Raw genomic sequence first — 17,727 nt, 5'->3', positions numbered from 1 at the left:
GACAGTCCCACTGAAGAGACAGTCGGGCGTTTCAGGCGCCTTTTTTGCCTTGGGCTATCACCGCTGCGAGGGAAGTGGTGGGCCTGCCGATCAGGGCGCTCAACAGGTGACCGTCGTCAAAGAGGCCTCCCTTGGCTGCGCCGCTGTCTGAGTCGGCCAAAAGTGCGGCAAAAGGCTCGGGAAGTCCGACGGAGACGAGCAGTTTTTTGAACTCGAGCTCGGGGAGGTTCACGTAGTTCACCTCTTTGCCGTACTGCCGGGAAATCTCGGCGGCGAACTCCGTCAGGGTGTAGGCGGTGTCGCCGGCGAGTTCATAGACCTGCCCCCCCTCCCCTTCCCTGGTGAGCACGGCGACGGCGGCTTCCGCGTAATCGGCACGGGCGGCCGACGCGATCCGGCCGTCACCGGCGGAGCCGTAGAAGGTTCCATGCTCGACCGCAGAAGGAACACCGGCGGCGTAGTTCTCGGTGTACCAGCCGTTGCGCAGCATCACGAACGGTACGCCGGAGTCGCGGATCATGGTTTCGGTGGCAATGTGCTCGGCGGCAAGGGCAAGGGGTGAGGTGTCGGCATGCAGCAGGCTCGTGTAGGCTAAAAGTTTCACGCCAGCTTCCCTGGCTGCTTCGATGACGGTGCGATGCTGGTTGATGCGCTGCCCGACCTCGCTCGAGGAGATGAGCAGGAGCTTTTCGGCTCCGGCAAGCGCCGCCTTCCAGCTCTCGGGAGCGTTGTAGTCGGCCTGGCGGACCTGCACTCCCAGGGAGGCGAGATCTTTTGCTTTGTCCGGATTCCGTACGGCGGCAACGATGCTTGAGGCAGGCACTCTCTTCATAAGCGATGCGATGACGAGACGACCCAACTGTCCGGTAGCTCCGGTAATGACGATCATGTGACTAACTCCTTTATGTCTGGATGCGATGTATGTTACAGGTGGAGCATAACAACAACGCTTTCAAAAAGTAAGTACGCACAAAAAGGTAAGTGTCATGAGTGAGTCGAAAGCCGTTAGCCTGGCAGAGCAGATGCGCCGCGGAGAGCTGTTCTCCACGCAGTGTCCCTCGCGTGAAATACTGAAGCATGTGACCAGCCAATGGGGTGTCCTGGTACTTGTCGCCCTTATGGGAGGGACGCACCGATTCAGTGAACTGCGGCGCAAGGTGGGAGGAGTGAGTGAAAAGATGCTTGCGCAGACGCTTCAGTACCTGGAGAGGGACGGCTTCGTCTGTCGCGTCTCGTTTCCTGTGGTGCCGCCTCACGTGGAGTACTCGCTGACCCCGCTCGGAAGGGACATCGGACTGAAAGTGGAGGCACTGGCGGACTGGATCGAAAGCAACCTGCCGAGCATCATGTCCGTTCAGGCAACGGCGGACCAGGAAGTAGCCGAACAGCAGGCGTAGCGGAGCAGCTTCTTCGTCCTAGAAGCGCTGCCCCAGACCCAGGTGAAGGGCGACGTCCGGAGAGGCACCGACGATGATGTCCTCGGAAAGGGCTATGTCGAGCGTGGTCGAGGGGGTGAAGGCGTAGGTGCCGCCAAAAAGAAGCTGCACGGCGGGGGAGGTAAGCTCGCTCAGCTCGCTGTCCTTGTAGAAGGCGGTGTGCCCGGAAAACTGCACCTTGAAGGCGATGAAGTCGCGCGGGGACCAGCCTCCGCCGACGGTTCCGAAACCGACCAGGTTCTCCTGCTGTCCCTTCAACACATCCCCATCGGTGAGCCCCATGCCGCCGAGCGCACCGAAGAGGGTCGCGTGCCCCCATTTCCCCGGGAGTTGGTAGTCATCGCTGCCGGTAAGCCAAAGGGCCAGGTCGGTGCTGCCGCTGCCGGTAAGCCGCGAGCTGCTTCCGGTGGGAAGCTTCATGCTGGCACGCAGCGCAAGCGCGCGGGGATTAACGCTACGGTCGTGGTACAGCTGCCATGCGCCGTTCAGCCGGACGTCGCCCATGCGGAAGGTGGCATCGTCCATACGAAGCCGCTCCTCCCCATCACGGTCATAGCGGAAAAGGAGCCGGTTATCGGTCGCACTCAACCGGTTCCCTTGTGGGAGCCCGAAGAACCGGTGCCACTGCTCGATGAATCCGTCGAAGATCCCCCCGTTGTAGGCCACCATGGGAAGATCGAAACCCAGTTCCAGGTTCTCTGAAACGCCGTAGCGAAGCGCGAGCGTGATCCGTTCGCTCTCGCCATCCAAAAGCAGGTGCTCCCGTGCGTTTTTGTCCTCGACGTAGCTGTTCGCAACGTCGAGAGCGAGAAGCCCCCAGGCCTTTCCCACCGGCTGCACAATGGCGTTCTCCGCGGCCGGCAGACCGTAGACCTGCACAAGTGGATTCTGGTTGAAGGTGTAAAAGGGTGTGATCGCCAGCGGTTCGGCGCCGACGCCCGAAACCGTGACGGCGACTAAAAAGAGCGCAACGGCAAAGCTTGCAAGTTTCCTCATCGATCCTCCCCAAACCACCCCTTCTCGTTCTCCTCGGTAAGGCGCCCCAGCAGGTACTCCCACAGCGCCGGGCAGCCCGCCTCAATAGGAGGCCCTATACGTCCTATCACCCGTTCGTAGCTGATGCCGTTTTCGCGCCAGCTCTGCCCCTCGTTCGCCAGGTTGAGCAGAGCCGGAATGGCGCGGTCGGCGGCATGGGCGAAACGCGCCTCCGGGGTCACCGCTTCCTCGAACTCGAGCCAGAGGGCCAGAAAAAAGGAGCGCTGCGGTTCCTGCACCATCCCGAAGATCCTTTGCACCGCCTCCAGTTCGGCGGCCTTACGCTCTTCCCATCCCTCGGTGGCATAGACGATGGTGTCCCCGGTATCGATCTCCCCCACATCGTGCACGAGGAGCATACCGACAACACGGTGCATGTCCAGCACAGTCCGGGCATAGGGCTGGAGCGAGTAGGCCATCATGGCGATATGCCAGCTGTGCTCGGCCGAGTTCTCGTAGCGGTCACTCCCCTTCGAACGGTTCTTGCGGGTCACGCTCTTCAGCTTGTCAAGCTCGAGAATGAAGTCCACGGTGCGTGAAATGGTCATCGTCCCCCTCTCCTTCTCGTTTTCAATCCGCTTCAGTTCCGAGAAAAGCTCCCGGTTCACCGGCGTCGGGATCCGATACTGCTCTCCCATGGCGATCATGGTCCCGGCCAGCATGTCCACCTCGGTCGGACGTCCCGCTTCCACATCCTGGAGCATCGAGGTCTTACCGAAAGCGCCCAGGGTTCCAAGTACGCGGTACCACTCCTCCAGGTCGGACTCGGAAAGATCCACCTTTTTGGCTACGGCAACGGCGATCACCTCGCGCATGGCGGCGTCCATCATTTCCCGCGCGCGGGCGGACTCCCTGAGGGCGCCGTAGGTCATGCCGAGGACGGCGGATACCTGGTTCACGCCCACGTTGATCATGTACTTGAACCAGAGGCTGCGGACCATGTCCGGGGGCACCTCGCAGTTGATTCCAGCACGCCGGAAGAGGTCGCCGACAAGGCGGACCCGCTCACTTTGTTCCGTGTTGTCACGCTCGCCGAAGAGGATGCGCCCCAGATTCTGGTAGGTGACGGCGTTTTCCTCGCGCACGGCGTCGATACCGAGCGACAGGGCGTACAGCACCTTGTCCCAGCCGTACACCGCAGCGATGCGCTCCTCGCTGTCGATGCCATTCATCACCGAGAGGATGACGGTGCGCTCACCGACGACGCGGCGGATGCCGGCGATCGCCTCGTCGAGCTGCCGGTGCTTCACCGCCACGATGACAAGGTCCGCGGTGGGCGCCTCTTCCGGGGTGAACGCAGGGATGGGAAAACGTGTACCGTTCACGACCACCCCATCGGCCGCCAGCTTTTCGCGGCGGGCTCCGTCGGCGATGAAGAAGACCGAGTCACGGTCGAGGGTAAAAAGGAGGCTGCCGTAGACGGCGCCGAGCGCTCCGGCACCGATGATGGCGATCTTTTGGATGGGTCGGTTCATCAGGTTCTCGAATGGGAAAAATTTTAGGCAATTTGTCATACTGCGGCGGCGCCGTCAACCCTGGTTTGGGGGGAGGTTGTTGAGCAGAGGCAAATCCCCCCTTGCCCCCCTTCGCAAAGGGGGGAACGCTTGGCCAGGGGGAACGCTTGGCCAGCTTACTGCTTCGAGGCAACACACACGTGCTTCCCCGGAATTTCCTGAAGAACCTTCGAAAAGGGAGGGGGCACGCTGGAGTTCGGGCAGTGCCGCTTAAAAAGGAGGCTGCCCTTTCGGGCAGCCTCTTGCGGAGACTTGCGCCCCGCGGCGGTTATCAGTGATATTCCTCAACGTTTGACGATAGCTCCGAGACCTTTTCTTCCGCGTACTCACGCCCCTTGCGCAGGTTCCGGTTCAGCTTGTCCTGCACCTCGGTAGTCAGCCCTTTCATCTTAGAAATGGCGTCACCGGTCACGTCGGATACCTTTTTCCTCATCTCATGCCCCGTTTTCGGAGTGTAAAGCAGGGCAAGCCCCGCCCCTACCAGTGCCCCGGCCGAAAAGCTCACCACCTCAGCCGTGGTGCTCGCGTGTCCGTGTCTTCTCATGACGTCCTCCTTCCAGCCTTGCTGGTTCTAGACTCTGCCGGCCTTGTGGTTGTACCAGTAGCTCCCAAGGGCGGCGCCTACGCTTGCCGCCAGACCACGCCAGGCAAGCTTTTTCCCTTCCCGCGGCGTGCCGTGCTTTTGCGAGGCCCGTTTGCCGCTTAGGAAGGATTTGAGGGCGGTTGCCGCAAGAGACCACCCCGATAACGGCGGTGCCACGGCGGTCGAACTTTTCGCGTTCAGCCTGCGCAGAAGCAGCCACAGCGCTCCGGCTCCCGCTGCCCGGGCCGCGCTCCCCGTCACAGGGACTTCAACCGTTTTCTTCATCCCAACGCTGGCGGTGACCCTGTCGCGTACCCGCTTGTTGCCAAGCGCCACGAGCGCGGCGGCTGTGCCGATAAGCGAGGCCTGCACCGAGGTCCGCTGCGCCAACCGCAGTACGCCTGCGATCCCTTTCCATGCCAACAGTTTCGCCCGGCGTACACCGCGCGTCTTCAGGTACTGCGGCGAAAGATGTTCCTCAAGATCGTGCACGGTCCGGGTTATATCGCCTTCCGTATGCCGGATCTGCTCGCGAATCTCGTCCGCCGATGCGTGCTGCTCGTGAACCTTAACGTTTTGGCCCATTTTACCGTCTCCTTCAAAGCCCCCATCGTCTGCGTGGGCTTTGCATCCATCTCCTTCACATACTTTCCGCCTTTAAGAACGAGCACCGCTCCTATCGCCAAGAGACCCAGCGCCACCAATAGCGCCGCACCCCACGCCGGCATGATCGTCGCGAGCCCCAGCACGATGGCCGCCGTCAACACTAGGAGCCCCGTGTACAAAAGCACTCCACCCACGACGATGGTGGCCGCGTCCTTGGCGGCATGTACCACCTTCTCCTTCATCTCGGCCGCAAAAAGACCAAGTTCCTGTCGGAGCAGGTCACGCAACTCCCCGCCTAGCTCCGACACCAGTTCACCAATCGTTTTCTCCTTTTTCTCCGGCATGACAGCCTCCTTTCCGAATGACGACCTGGCATCACTCCGGACCAACGTTACCTGTAATTAATGTTAAGAAATTTAAATTTTTATTGCAAGCGGGCATTGTCTCAGCCTCCAGCCGTATACATTTTGCTGGCATTTTTTTGTAATTTGAATAACAATTAGAAAAACTCAATCGGATGTTTGAGTATGGCTTTTATTGCAATGAAAGGAAGAAGGAGAGTGTCATGAGTACCAGACGAGAGTTCACATCTTACACCCCGGGAGAACTGCGGGAACTATACAAGAGAGACCCTGCCCTGTTCGATGAACTGGCGGACGAAGCCGTGAAGAAGGCCTGCGTGGCAAGTACCCCCGAGAAATCACTGCAACTGCAACGCATGCAGTGGTCGATCGGCATGCAGTTACGTAAGGCCAGCAGCAACGTCGGGCGCATGCACCTCATGGAGAACATCTTTTACAGCGAGGTCTACGGCGAGAATGGTCAGCTTGAGAAACTGGTGCAGACCTGCAACAGCCTAATGCGCACCCTCGGCAGAAAGGACCGCATCGAGAGGAAGGAAGAAGAAACCGCAAAACTACGCAAGATTTGACGAAACGCAGCGTGTGACAAAAGCGGCCACGGGGTGTTATCTGAGCGCAAAAGCAGTCTCAGATATACTCCGTGGCCACTTTATTTCAGGCCTTTTCCCCGCACGCGGCGGCGAAGAACGCGTCGAGCGCCGCCACCCACCCCTTTTTCTCCTCTTCAGCAACGAAAGACGCCTCGAAACTGTTTCGCGCCAGTTGGTACGCCTCGCGCGCGCCGAGTTCCGGCAGGGCCGCGAAGGTCGCCGCGTAATTGTCGTTCAGATAGCCTCCGAAATACGCGGGGTCGTCCGAGTTGACGGTGGCGGCGATGCCGGCCTGAAGGAGCCTGCCCAGGTTGTGGTCGTGCATCTCGTGGAAGACGGCGAGCTTCACGTTGGAAAGCGGGCAGACGGTGAGCGGCACCCTCTCACGCGCCAGCCGGGCCACGAGGTCGGCATCCTCCAGGCAGCGCACGCCGTGGTCGATACGCTCCGCCTTCAGGATGTCCAGGGCGTCGCGGATATAGTCGGCCGGCCCTTCTTCGCCTGCGTGCGCGACGATGTGCAGCCCCAGTTCCCGGCAGCGTGCGAAGACCCGTGCGAACTTCTCGGGCGGGTTGCCCCGCTCGCCGCTGTCCAGCCCGACGCCGATGAAGCGGTCGCGATACGGCAACGCTTCCTCCAGGGCGGCGAAGGCCTCCTCTTCGCTTAGATGGCGCAGAAAGCAGAGGATCAGCGATGCGGAGACGCCGAGCTCTTCCCGTCCGCGACGCACCGCACGGTCCAGTCCGCCTATCACCGTCGCAAATGGGATGCCGCGCGAGGTGTGCGTCTGCGGATCGAAGAAGATCTCGGCATGGAGCACGTTGTCGGCCTTGGCGCGGTTCAGGTAGTTCCAGGCCATATCGAAGAAGTCCTCTTCGGTCTGCAGTACACCGGCACCCGCGTAGTAGATGTCGAGGAAACTCTGCAGGTCGGTGAAGGCGTAGGCTGCGCGCAGCTCCTCGATGGAGGCGTAATTGAGTTTGATGCCGTTTCTCTGTGCCATCTCGAAGATCAGCTCCGGCTCCAGCGAGCCCTCGATGTGTATGTGCAGTTCCGCCTTGGGCATGCGGTTTAATATGGAGGGAAGCTCCCGGCGCGGGATCGATTCCAGGTTCATGTGGTACTCCTGTTGCTTTGAATGGTGCTCCTCGGCTGAGGAAGCCGCGGATTGTGCCACAACGGCACCAAAGCCACAACACTTCCTTTACAAGAGACGGCAAATGAGCATTTATTTCTGGAACCGTGAGGCTCGTTCCTTTATGATGGGGCGCTTGTGCCGGATAAAGCCTGCGGCACAAAGTCACTCCCGAAAGGAGCCTCACCGATGTCCCCGCTGCTGCTTACCCTGCTTCCCATTCTCGTCATCCTCGTTCTTCTACTGGTATTGCGCAAGGCGGCCGATATAAGCGGCCTTGCGGGATGGATCGTCATCGCGCTCGTCGCCTGGCTCGGCTTTGAGACCTCCGCCGAGGTGATCCTGCGCTCCACCGCGGCGGGACTCATCCGCTCCTTCTCGGTGTCGCTCATCGTCGCCACGTCACTTCTGCAGATGGCGGTGATGGAAAAAACCGGCGCGCTCAAACGCATCACCATCTTCATAAAGACCATCGCCAGCGAGAACCGGGCCGTGCAGATCATGATGATCAACATAGGCTTCGGCACACTCATGGTGGCGGTCGGGGCGACTCCGGTCTCCATTCTGCCGCCGATCCTCCTCGCCATGGGGTATTCGAGCACGGTCGCGGTGGCGCTCCCCGCCATCGGCTACGACTCCCTCTGCACCTACGCCCTCCTGGGCGCTCCCATCGTCGTCTTCGTGGACATCGCCAACAGTTTCTTAGGCAAGGGGGAGATCACCCTGCACCAGGCGGGGATGGTCTTCTGCCTTTTCCTGCCGGTGGTATCGACGCTGATCGGGTTCTGCATGCTCTGGATGGTCGGGCGCTGGGAAGGGATCAAAAGCGGCTTCCTCCCCTGCCTCATAACGGGCGGCGTGATCGGCGTGATCGCCTCCTTCACCAACCGCTACGACAACCTCGTGGTGCTGACCGGGGTGATCTGCGGCATCGCCGTGATCATCGCCATGGCGCTGTACCTTATCGTCACCGGGCATCCGGTACTGGACCAGAGCCGGCTGACCAAGGACGAACTCGCCTTCTGCCGCGCCTTCCCGCTCTGGCGCGCCGTGATGCCGTGGTTGTTACTGGTGCTCCTCATCCTCGCCCTGAACCTCCCGAAGGAGATGTTCGACCTGCTATACCGCACCCTGAAGCTGCCGGTCGCAGGGCTTTCCGCCGACGGCAAGCCGATCGATACCCGCGCCCTCTGGCAGGCCTACACCTGGATCCTCGCGAGCACGCTCCTCGCGCTCCCCTTTCTGCGCCCCACCGGGCAGCAGTTGCGCGAGGCCGGCGCGGTATGGTTGAAGCGTGCGCCCCGTCCGGTGTTCGCCGCCGCCATCTTCTTCGCCATCGGCGAGGTGATGAACATGACCGGGTACGACATGGCCACGCACCAGTTCGCCTCGCCTAGCATGGTGCGCGTCCTAGCGGACGCGTCGGCCCAACTGTTCCATGGGGCTTACGGGCAGGTGGTCGCCTTCATCGGGCTTTTCGGGGGCTTTATCACCGGGAGCGAGGCGTCCACCATCGCCATGTTCGCCAAGTACGCCATGTCGACGGCCCGAAACCTCAAGATGTCCACCGAGGCGATGCTGATCATAACCGCAGGGCTCGCCTTCGGGGGGGGACTCGCCAGCGTAGTTTCCCCGGCGAAGCTGCAAAACGCGGCAGCCGCCATCGACAGGATCGGGGAGGAGAGCCTCGTCATACGCATCGCCTTCATCTTCGCCATCATCCTGACCCTGGTCACCTCATGCTTCGTCGTGGCACTGCTCTGGCTAAGGGGCTAAGACCTTTTCTGCATCCTGCCGCGGATGGCGAAGGAGAGACGCGCCAGACGGCGGTGTGGGTAGTTTTGGTCGATGACCGGGATACCTTCGACGCAGGTCACGAACCCTTCGGACTGTGCCTCGTCGAAGCAGTCGTGGGCGGCGTTTCTCAGGGTGTCGAAGAAAAAGATGGTGGATATCATCGCGTTGTAGCATGAGATCCCCAGCACTTCGTGCCCCTTCAAACCGCTCGCGAAGCCGCTGCAGGCGACCAACGCGATGAAGGGGGCGGTAACGAGCGCCGTGTAGAGGATCAGGGTGGCACGCGCCCTTATCGCCTCCTTGGTCAGTTGTACGCCTTCCCAGGGGTCCTCATCCTCATATCGACGGTAATCGCGTTCGCGCATGGCTCCCCCCACTCTCTCAGGAGACTGCTGATGCCGGGTTGTTCCAGAGCACAATTGTACCGGATTTCACGACGTCGTCACAGTATCGACACGGCAGCGGGTCTCCTCAACCACAACACTTTTTCCTGTGAGAAAGACGCCATGCCGCTCAAGCTTGGAACCATTATGCCGAAACTGTTTACAAATGCGTCATGTGCAACATGCGCTCTCTGCACCGGAGACTTTCTGTCAAAAGTGATCAAAAAAAGCTCTTGAGGGTTGCACCGTCCTCTGCTCACCGGCTGGCTAACTCCAGGCCGGGTGGAGAAACGAATTATGGATAAAAGCATGCTCCGGCTGCTCCTGTTTTTCCTCACCATCATCCATCTAATCGTTCCGGCCGGTGCCAACCGTGCGGACGCCGCTGAGGTCAAGACACGTCAGAAGGTCCTGATCCTCAATTCCTACCATTCCGGATACCGGGGCTCCGACGACATCGCCAAAGGGTTCACGGAGACTCTGCTTAAATCCCTACCCCAGACGGAAATACAGACCGAGTATCTGGATTCGAAGAATTACAGCGGCAGCGCCTTCGACGCCAAGATCATCGACCTGCTCAGGTTCAAGTATGCGCGGAGACACTTTGACCTCATCTTTTCCACCGACGACTACGCCTTCGACATCCTGGAAAAAGAGCGCGAGAGCATCTTCGGGGCCACACCGGTCGTCTTTTGCGGCACCAATTCCTTCGATCCGATCCGGCTCAAAGGAAAGCGCGACATCATCGGCATCGACGAACGCCCGAGCTTCAAGGATACGCTTGACCTGATCTTCCGCCTGCACCAGAAAACGAAGGAGATCATCGCCATCAGCGACCGGTCGGTGACCGGAAAGCTGAACGAAGAAGAGTTTCGCGAGGCTGCCGCCGCATTCTCGAATAAAGCCCGTTATACGTACCTGGCCGGGCTGCGCATGGACGAACTCGTCGCCCGTGTGAAAAAGGTGGAGCCGGACAGCGTCATCGTCTATTTCGCGTCCTTCGTGGAAGACAAGACAGGGGAGCGCGTCTCAAGCAACGATGCGTTGAAGATCGTTTCCGACGCGAGCCCGGTACCGATTTACGGCGGTTGGGAGTTCAGCCTCGGCAACGGCATCGTGGGGGGACGCCTCATCAACCTGCGCGAACACGGCGCCGCGGCGGCTGTCATGGCGGTCAGCGTCCTCAAGGGTGCCGCCGTTGCGACCACGCCGAGCATCGCACCGAGCCCCAACAAGGACATGTTCGACTACAAGCAGATGCAGCGTTTCCGCATACCGGAATCGAGGCTGCCCAAGGGGAGCATGGTGATCAACAAGCCCCCCAACCTGCTCTGGAGCCTCAGGGTGGAGATCCTGGCGACCATCTCGGTCATTCTTCTCTTCGCGCTCATCGACAACCTGTTCAAGCTGGTACACAGCCGCAGAACGATAAAGATGCACCGCGACGCCCTGATCGAGCGGAACCTGGAACTGGAAGAGGCCCTGTCGAAGATAAAGGTGCTCGAGGGGATCATTCCCGTCTGCATGTACTGCAAACAGGTGCAGAACAACGAGCAAAGCTGGCAGCAGATGGAGTCCTACATCTCGCAGCACTCGGAGGCGCAGTTCAGCCACGGCATCTGTCCCGCCTGCTTCGCGGAGAGGTTCGGGGACGCAGCGACCAAGAAGGCGTGATGCGCGGTTCGATGTTGTTTTTCCGCCATCATTTCTAAGCTGCAGCGTGGGATTTACCTGATATCTGGTTGCCGTCCTGTTCAAAGCAAATCCCCCCTGTCCCCCCTTCGCAAAGGGGGGGACGCCGGGGCAGCTTTCTGCTTCGAGGGACACATCCATGGTTCCGCGGAATTCCCGGATGAACCTTAGCAAACGTGGAAAGGCTTAAAAAAAGGGGGACGAGTGATCTCGTCCCCCTTTTTGCGTTGTGGTGCGGGCGCCTTACAGCTTAAACTTCCCGACGATCATCTGCAGTTCAGCGGAGAGCTCGGATAGACGGGAGGCGGACTGGGCGGAGTCCTGGGCACCGCTGGCGGTCTCCTGGACCACGGCGGTCACCTGCTGGATGTTGTTGGTGATCTCGCCGGTGGTCGCCCCCTGCTCCTCGGCGGCGGTCGCGATCTGGTTCACCTGGGTGGTCACCTCGTTCACCTGCTCGAGGATGCTGGCGAGCGCCCCCTCGAGCTGGGCCGCCTCCTGGATCCCCTGGTCGGTCCCCCTCACCCCTTCTTCCATGGAGGCGATGGCGGACTTGGTCTCCTGCTGGATCGCCCGGATCATGGTCCCGATTTCCTTGGTTGCCCTGGTGGTCCGCTCGGCGAGGGCGCGTACCTCGTCAGCGACGACGGCAAAGCCGCGTCCCTGCTCGCCGGCGCGCGCCGCCTCGATGGCAGCGTTAAGCGCGAGGAGGTTCGTCTGGTCGGCGATGTCTTCGATAGTGGCTACGATGGCACCGATCTGCTCGCTCCTCTCGCCCAGTGAGGAGATCGCCTGAGCGTTGTCGCGGGTCAGTTCACCACGCTCGCGAATACCATTCACCGTGCTCTTCACGACCTTGAAACCGTCCTGGGTGGTGTCGGCGGCGCGCTGGGCGCTATCGGCGGCATGGTGGCAGTTGTTGGCGATGTCCGCGGCGGTAGCGGCCATCTCCTCGCTCGCGGTGGCCACCGTGGCGGTCTGCCCGGCCACCGACTCGGCACCAACCGATATGGACATGGAGGTGGAGGTGAGGGCGTTGGACTCGGAGGCGAGCGCCCGGGAGGCATCCGCGATCTGGCCGATGATCCCCCCCATGTGCTCGACGAAGGTGTTCAACTTGTCGGCAAGGAGCCCGATCTCGTCGTTGCGGTTTCCGACGTCCACACGCTTGGTCAGGTCCCCCTCACCTTCGGCCAGGTCGGAAACGCGGTGGCAGAGTATCCCCAGTGGGCTCAGGAGGCGGCGCAGCACGAAGAAGATCAGCGTGATACCACCGCCAAGGAAGATGGCGCCCAGCACGACGAGCGCCGTCACCTGCTTGTTGACCGGGGCGTAGACCTCTGACTTCACCGTGGTTACGCAAAGGTACCAGTCGGCCGCGGGGATCTTGGCGTAGGTGGCGATCTTCTCCTCACCGTCTGCAGTGTATTCCAGCGTCCCACTCGGTGCAGCGGCCAGCTTCGCGCTCAGATCGCCGAGCCCGGTGGCGAGCTCCTGGAACTTCTTCTTGAGGACCAGCTCCTTTTTCGGGTGAATCAGTATCTTCCCGGTCTTGTCGATGACGAAGGCGTAACCGGATTTCCCCACTTTCACGTCCAGCACCTGCTTGACCACGTCGTCAAGCATGATGTCGGAGCTGAGTACGCCGGTGAAGGCCCCCCCTGCGGTGATCGGGGCGATGAAGGAGATGATGGTCTTGCCGGTTTGGGCGTCGACGTACGGCTCGGTCTGCGACACTTTCATCTCGCTCTTGGCCTTCTCGTACCACGGCCTCTTGCGGTGATCCCATCCGGCATCCGGGACCCAGCCGTCGGAGGAGACGAACGTGCCGTTCTCATAACCGGGGTAGACCGTAGAGAATCCGCCGGCCCCGGCCAGAAGCTGTACGAGCTTCATGATCTGGTCCCTGGACTGCCCCTGCTCTTTGGTGAGGTCCTTGGCGCCTGCGGCGATGATGGCCTCTTTGGACAGGAGCCACGCGTTGACGCTGGCGGCGTTGTCATTGGCCAGCGCCACCTGGGAACTGCTTATCATCCCCCCCATGATCTTGCGGGTGCTGCTGGTGGCGGCGACGATGAGCGCTATGAGCGCCACGGCAAACATTATGACGACTGTAACGTTTACCTTGCTTCTCAGGTTCATAAGGTACCTCTTGGATATGTAATGTGTCTTCGGAACAGAAATGCTCCGAAGATAAGCCCGGTGCAGGTCATATCGTTGTCTTCGGCGCATAATCCGGGCACTTAAGCTAATTCCGGCGCGGCCAACAAACATTGGACTAAAATAATTGATCAATGCCATCGCGCCAACAGCGATAGCCGGAAGAACTGCTTGCAAGCTGCTGGATTGACAGATAAGCTGCATCGATGATGACTGCATTTGCCCGCTTCAGATTCATACTGGTGATCCTCTTGTGCCTTGTCGCCGGCTCGCTGACACTGGTCCTGCCAGGCACCAACGCCGCCGATGGTATAGCGGAGGGTGGAGAGGAGCCGGCGCTCGTGGTGGTAGGCGGCGACCGCAGCTATCCCCCCTACGAGTTCCTGGACCGGGAGGACAAACCGAGCGGCTACAACGTGGAGCTCACCCGCGCGGTGGCCCGGGTCATGGGGCTCAAGGTCGAGATCCGCCTGGGTGCCTGGTCGGAGCGGCGCCGGGACCTGTTAAACGGGGACGTCGACATCCTGGAGGGGATGTCCTTTTCGGACGAGCGTGCGCAGAGCATAGACTTCTCGCCGCCTCACACCATCGTGCACCACTCCATCTTCGCCCGCAAAGGGGGCAACCGTCACCTCACCCTCGCGGACTTGCGCGGCAAGGAAGTCCTCGTCTTGAACGACGGCATCATGCAGGAGTTCCTGGCGGCGAAGAAGGTGGGTGCGAAGATCGTCCCGGTCCCCACCCATGCCGACGTGCTGCGCGCGCTTGCCTCGGGGAAGCACGACTACGCGGTGATGGCTAAACTCCCCGGACTCTACCTGATACGGGAGCTAGGTCTCACAAACCTTGAGGCGGTGGGCGACCCGGTATCGGCCCAGCAGTACTGTTTCGCGGTGCAGAAAGGTAACGCGGCGCTTCTGGCCCGCTTCAACGAGGGGCTCGCCATTCTGAAGAAGACCGGCGAGTACCAGAGGATCTACAACAAATGGCTTGGCGTGCTGGAACCGCCCGGGCTCACCTGGAGCGAGGTGTTCAAGTACGGCGCTATCGTGGTGCTGCCGCTCATCCTGCTCGTGGGGGGGACGGTGCTATGGTCGCGCACACTGCAGCGGGAAGTCGCCGCGCGCACCGCGGAGCTCACCCGCGAGGTCGAGGAGCGGCGCCACGCCGAGGAGGAGCTCCGAAACCGCCAGCAACAACTGGTGCAGGCGGACAAGATGGCGGCGCTGGGGATCCTGGTCTCCGGGGTCGCCCATGAGATCAACAACCCGAACGGCCTGATCCTTTTGAACCTCCCGGTGATGATGGAGGCGTTCAGGGACGCGGAGCCGATCCTTGAGGAGCATTTCGAGCGGCACGGCGATTTCGAGTTCGGCGGGCTCCCCTACTCCCGCATGCGCGAGGTGCTCCCTAAGCTCATGGGGCAGATGCAGGAGGGGTCGCGCCGGGTGAAGCTCATCGTCGAGGACCTGAAAGACTTCGCGAGACAGCAGGAGCCGGGCAAGAGCGCCGAGCTCGACCTGAACGAGACGGTGCAGGCCGCGCTGCGCCTGTTGGCGAACCTGATCGAGAAGAGCACCGACAACTTCACCGTGTCGCTCGGTGAGGGGATCCCGAAACTGCAGGGAAGCGCCCAGCGCATCGAGCAGGTGGTGGTGAACCTCCTGGTGAACGCCTGCCAGGCGCTCCCCTCACCCGAGCGGGGCATCGAGCTCGCCACCTGGTTCGACGCGGCGGAGAACAGCGTCATCCTCGAGGTGCGCGACCAGGGGACGGGGATTGCTCCGGAACATTTGCAGCACCTGACCGATCCCTTCTTCACCACGAAGCGCGAGAGCGGCGGGACCGGCCTAGGACTTTCCGTTTCGAGCGGCATCGCGAAGGAGCACGGCGGCGGGCTCGCCTTCACCTCCGAGCAAGGTGCCGGGACCGCGGCTCGTCTCACCCTTCCCGTACCTCTGCCAAAGGAGCAGCAGTCATGAGTGCGACCCTCTACCCGTCTTTCGGCATCCTCCTCGTGGACGACGAGCCGGATTGGCTCTACTCGATGAGCATCACGCTGGAGCGCGCCGGGCTGAACAACATCCTCACCTGCCAGGACAGCCGCGAGGCGCTCTCGATGATGGCGCGGCACGAGATCGGCCTCGTGCTACTCGATCTCACCATGCCGCACCTCTCGGGAGAGGAGCTTCTGGAGCGGATCGCCGAGGAGCACCCCGAGGTGACCGTGATCATCGTAAGCGGCCTCAATCAGCTGGAGACCGCGGTGCAGTGCATGAGAAGCGGCGCCTTCGACTACTACGTGAAGACCTCGGAGGAGGGGCGCATCGTCAAGGGGGTCAAGCGGGCGGTGCGCGAGAAGGAGCTGCAACTGGAGAACCGGGAGCTCAGAAACCGCTTCCTGTACGACCGGCTGGAGCACCCGGAGGCCTTTCGCGACATCGTGACCGGCGACAAGGGGATGCGCTCCATCTTCCAGTACATCGAGGCGGTGGCGGTTAGCTCGCAGCCGATCCTGGTAACCGGGGAGAGCGGCGTCGGGAAAGAGCTTGTCGTCGCGGCGCTGCACCGTCTTTCGGGACGGAAGGGTCAGTTCGTCGCGGTGAACGTGGCGGGACTCGACGATGCGATGGTTTCTGACACCCTATTCGGACACGTGAAGGGGGCGTACACAGGCGCTGCCGAGGCAAGAAGCGGCATGATCGAGCAGGCCGCGGACGGGACCCTCTTTCTGGATGAGATCGGCGACCTGAGCTTAAGCTCCCAAGTGAAGCTCCTGAGGCTATTGCAGGAGGGGGAATACTACCCGATCGGGAGCGACCGGCCCAGACGCATGAGAGCGCGCGTGGTGGTGGCAACGCACCAGGACCTGGCAGCGCGCCAGGCGGCGGGTGCCTTCAGGAAGGACCTCTACTACCGGCTGCGTGCGCACCACCTGCATGTCCCCCCGCTAAGAAAGAGAAAGGAAGACATCCCGCTGCTTTTAGATCACTTCCTCGAGCTTGCCTGCGCCGAGTTCGGCAGGAAAAAGCCGACCCTCCCGAAGGAACTCGCCGTGCTGCTTTCCACCTACGACTTTCCGGGCAACGTGCGCGAGTTGAAGGCGATGGTGTACGACGCGGTCAGCCTGCACCAGGGGGGTGTTCTCTCCATGGAGGCCTTCATCCGGGCCATCGGGGAGCGTCCGGCGCATCCTGCCGAGGAGTCGCACGCCGAGCCGTCGGAGAACCCGTTCTTCAACGTGGAGCGTCTCCCCGGCTTCACCGAGGCGATTGATCTCTTGGTCGCCGAGGCGGTGCGTAGGGCCGAGGGGAACCAGTCCATCGCGGCCAGGCTTCTCGGCGTGTCGCAGCCAACGCTCAGCAAGAGGCTCAAGCAGCGCAGGGAGTGATTTGTGTGCTTAGTTTCGAAGCGGTGAGCATGGCATCACGCTCCCCCCTTTGCGAAGGGGGGACGGGGGGGATTTGCTTTTTGCTTTCCGGTTCCGTCAACTGAACTGGATTCCAGAAGTTGTTTTCCATGTGGACGAGACCGGCACGGCTGTTCGGCTTCGGTCATTTCCTTATTCAGCGTGGACTATCGCCGCGTCAGCAGGTGCTGGGATGGGCTGACCAGGCAAGGCAAATCCCCCCTGCCCCCCCTTCGCAAAGGGGGGAACGTTTAGGGCTAGTGCGGTGCTTTGTAGGCAGCTGTGCTTCCCGTTCCCCGGAATTCTCTGAAGAACCTTCGCAAAGGGGGGGACACTGGGGCTCGTGCAGCGTTTCGTAGCTGGAAGTCCTCATAGAGCACCCTGAACTCTACGGGACAGCGCAATGGCGCAAAATTTTGCGGAGGAACCGATGACTAAGTATTTAAAGGGGGGCGCCCGGTTTTTCCGGCGACAGTGGACGATGGCCCTGGCGGCTGCCTTTGCCCTATTCCTGCTCGCGCCGTCGCTCGTGGGGTGCGCGACGGCACCGGTGGCGGAAACGGGCGCCCGCTCCTACCCGACGATCGTGATGTTCGTCGGCAGCGGCTGAAGCTACTGCGAAGAGGTGGAAAGTTATTTCACCACAAAAGGAATCCCCTTCACGGTACGCGACATACGCAAGGACCCGAGCGCACGCAAGGAGTGGCGCGAGCGATACGGCGGCGAGATCGTGCCGACCATCGTCTTCGACGGCGGCAAACGGATCGTCGACGGCTGCGACATCCCCGCAATCGAGCGCACTCTGCGCGAGCTGGCACCCGCCACACCCGCCCCACGCTGAGACGGGCTTGCCGCTTCGATCCCCCTCCCTGTCCCTCCCCTTCCGGGGGCGGGGACGCTACAGCAACTTCCTCAGAAGCGATGTCATATCCCTATAGAAGTTGCAGCTAGCGGCGCCCTCACCCTGCCCCTCTCCCACGGGGAGAGGGAATGTGGAGATCCGTAGCAAGATCCACCCAAAAGGG

17 protein-coding genes are annotated in these 17,727 nt (G+C 61.3%); 8 read left to right on the top strand and 9 right to left on the bottom strand.

The genetic code is table 11. The features are described 5' to 3' along the window. Positions 1-31: 31 nt before the first annotated feature. Positions 32-889, bottom strand: a complete 858-nt coding sequence (locus tag E8K79_RS07430) for an SDR family oxidoreductase (RefSeq protein ID WP_136514191.1) — start codon at positions 887-889, stop codon at positions 32-34. Between the two features lie 97 nt (positions 890-986). Here E8K79_RS07430 and E8K79_RS07425 point away from each other — a divergent pair, with 97 nt between their 5' ends. Then, positions 987-1,397 carry a winged helix-turn-helix transcriptional regulator gene (locus E8K79_RS07425; protein ID WP_162604621.1) on the top strand — a complete coding sequence of 137 codons (411 nt, stop codon included), beginning with the start codon at positions 987-989 and terminating at the stop codon, positions 1,395-1,397. 18 nt (positions 1,398-1,415) lie between these two features. On the opposite strand, the gene E8K79_RS07420 is transcribed toward E8K79_RS07425, so the two are convergent. The 5 genes from E8K79_RS07420 to E8K79_RS07395 form a co-directional block, all read right to left on the bottom strand. Then, the gene (locus E8K79_RS07420) at positions 1,416-2,432 is read right to left on the bottom strand and encodes a DUF3187 family protein (RefSeq protein ID WP_136514190.1); all 1,017 of its coding nucleotides are present in this window, start codon (positions 2,430-2,432) and stop codon (positions 1,416-1,418) included. Further along, positions 2,429-3,946, bottom strand: a complete 1,518-nt coding sequence (locus E8K79_RS21775) for a 2-dehydropantoate 2-reductase (RefSeq protein WP_246043758.1) — start codon at positions 3,944-3,946, stop codon at positions 2,429-2,431. Before E8K79_RS21775 ends, E8K79_RS07420 begins: the two co-directional genes overlap by 4 nt. A 310-nt stretch (positions 3,947-4,256) precedes the next feature. Beyond that, positions 4,257-4,529, bottom strand: a complete 273-nt coding sequence (locus E8K79_RS07405; RefSeq protein ID WP_136514189.1) for a YtxH domain-containing protein — start codon at positions 4,527-4,529, stop codon at positions 4,257-4,259. A 27-nt stretch (positions 4,530-4,556) separates the two neighbouring features. Beyond that, positions 4,557-5,153, bottom strand: a complete 597-nt coding sequence (locus tag E8K79_RS07400; RefSeq protein WP_136514188.1) for a DUF3618 domain-containing protein — start codon at positions 5,151-5,153, stop codon at positions 4,557-4,559. After that, positions 5,069-5,518 (bottom strand): phage holin family protein, encoded by a 450-nt coding sequence (locus E8K79_RS07395; protein WP_136514187.1) that lies wholly within the window; start codon positions 5,516-5,518, stop codon positions 5,069-5,071. Before E8K79_RS07395 ends, E8K79_RS07400 begins: the two co-directional genes overlap by 85 nt. A gap of 221 nt (positions 5,519-5,739) precedes the next feature. Between E8K79_RS07395 and E8K79_RS07390 the strand changes: the two genes are divergently transcribed. Next, positions 5,740-6,105, top strand: a complete 366-nt coding sequence (locus tag E8K79_RS07390; RefSeq protein ID WP_136514186.1) for a DUF3135 domain-containing protein — start codon at positions 5,740-5,742, stop codon at positions 6,103-6,105. 85 nt (positions 6,106-6,190) lie between these two features. Here E8K79_RS07390 and E8K79_RS07385 read toward each other — a convergent pair whose 3' ends face one another. Beyond that, positions 6,191-7,243, bottom strand: a complete 1,053-nt coding sequence (locus E8K79_RS07385) for an adenosine deaminase (protein ID WP_136514185.1) — start codon at positions 7,241-7,243, stop codon at positions 6,191-6,193. A gap of 207 nt (positions 7,244-7,450) precedes the next feature. On the opposite strand from E8K79_RS07385, the gene E8K79_RS07380 reads away from it, so the two are divergent. After that, complete coding sequence (locus E8K79_RS07380) at positions 7,451-9,037, top strand: L-lactate permease (protein ID WP_136514184.1); 1,587 nt, start codon at positions 7,451-7,453, stop codon at positions 9,035-9,037. Here E8K79_RS07380 and E8K79_RS07375 read toward each other — a convergent pair. Then, entirely contained in the window at positions 9,034-9,423 is a 390-nt protein-coding gene (locus tag E8K79_RS07375) for a hypothetical protein (protein ID WP_136514183.1), read from the bottom strand. The two genes, E8K79_RS07380 and E8K79_RS07375, sit on opposite strands and share 4 nt — an antisense overlap. Positions 9,424-9,738: 315 nt before the next feature. Here E8K79_RS07375 and E8K79_RS07370 point away from each other — a divergent pair, with 315 nt between their 5' ends. Then, entirely contained in the window at positions 9,739-11,115 is a 1,377-nt protein-coding gene (locus tag E8K79_RS07370) for an ABC transporter substrate-binding protein (RefSeq protein WP_136514182.1), read from the top strand. Between the two features lie 261 nt (positions 11,116-11,376). On the opposite strand, the gene E8K79_RS07365 is transcribed toward E8K79_RS07370, so the two are convergent. Then, positions 11,377-13,275 carry a methyl-accepting chemotaxis protein gene (locus E8K79_RS07365; RefSeq protein ID WP_136514181.1) on the bottom strand — a complete coding sequence of 633 codons (1,899 nt, stop codon included), beginning with the start codon at positions 13,273-13,275 and terminating at the stop codon, positions 11,377-11,379. Between the two features lie 224 nt (positions 13,276-13,499). On the opposite strand from E8K79_RS07365, the gene E8K79_RS07360 reads away from it, so the two are divergent. The 4 genes from E8K79_RS07360 (at position 13,500) to E8K79_RS07350 (ending at position 17,543) form a co-directional block, all read left to right on the top strand. Further along, positions 13,500-15,275: a transporter substrate-binding domain-containing protein gene (locus E8K79_RS07360; protein ID WP_246043757.1), complete on the top strand. Its 1,776-nt coding sequence runs from the start codon at positions 13,500-13,502 to the stop codon at positions 15,273-15,275. Continuing rightward, complete coding sequence (locus E8K79_RS07355) at positions 15,272-16,684, top strand: sigma-54-dependent transcriptional regulator (RefSeq protein ID WP_136514179.1); 1,413 nt, start codon at positions 15,272-15,274, stop codon at positions 16,682-16,684. The genes E8K79_RS07360 and E8K79_RS07355 overlap by 4 nt, the downstream gene beginning before the upstream one ends. Before the next feature lie 448 nt (positions 16,685-17,132). Then, a complete protein-coding gene (locus E8K79_RS21740) occupies positions 17,133-17,312 on the top strand; it encodes a hypothetical protein (RefSeq protein WP_407925476.1) in 180 nt (59 codons plus the stop codon). Between the two features lie 15 nt (positions 17,313-17,327). Beyond that, positions 17,328-17,543, top strand: a complete 216-nt coding sequence (locus E8K79_RS07350; RefSeq protein WP_407925475.1) for a glutaredoxin family protein — start codon at positions 17,328-17,330, stop codon at positions 17,541-17,543. Positions 17,544-17,727 lie beyond the last annotated feature (184 nt).

Origin of the sequence: Geomonas edaphica (genome assembly GCF_004917075.1) — a bacterium.
GTDB classification, from domain to species: domain Bacteria; phylum Desulfobacterota; class Desulfuromonadia; order Geobacterales; family Geobacteraceae; genus Geomonas; species Geomonas edaphica.
Note: the sequence above shows the minus strand (reverse complement) of the source record. Positions and strands in the feature narration are given on the sequence as shown.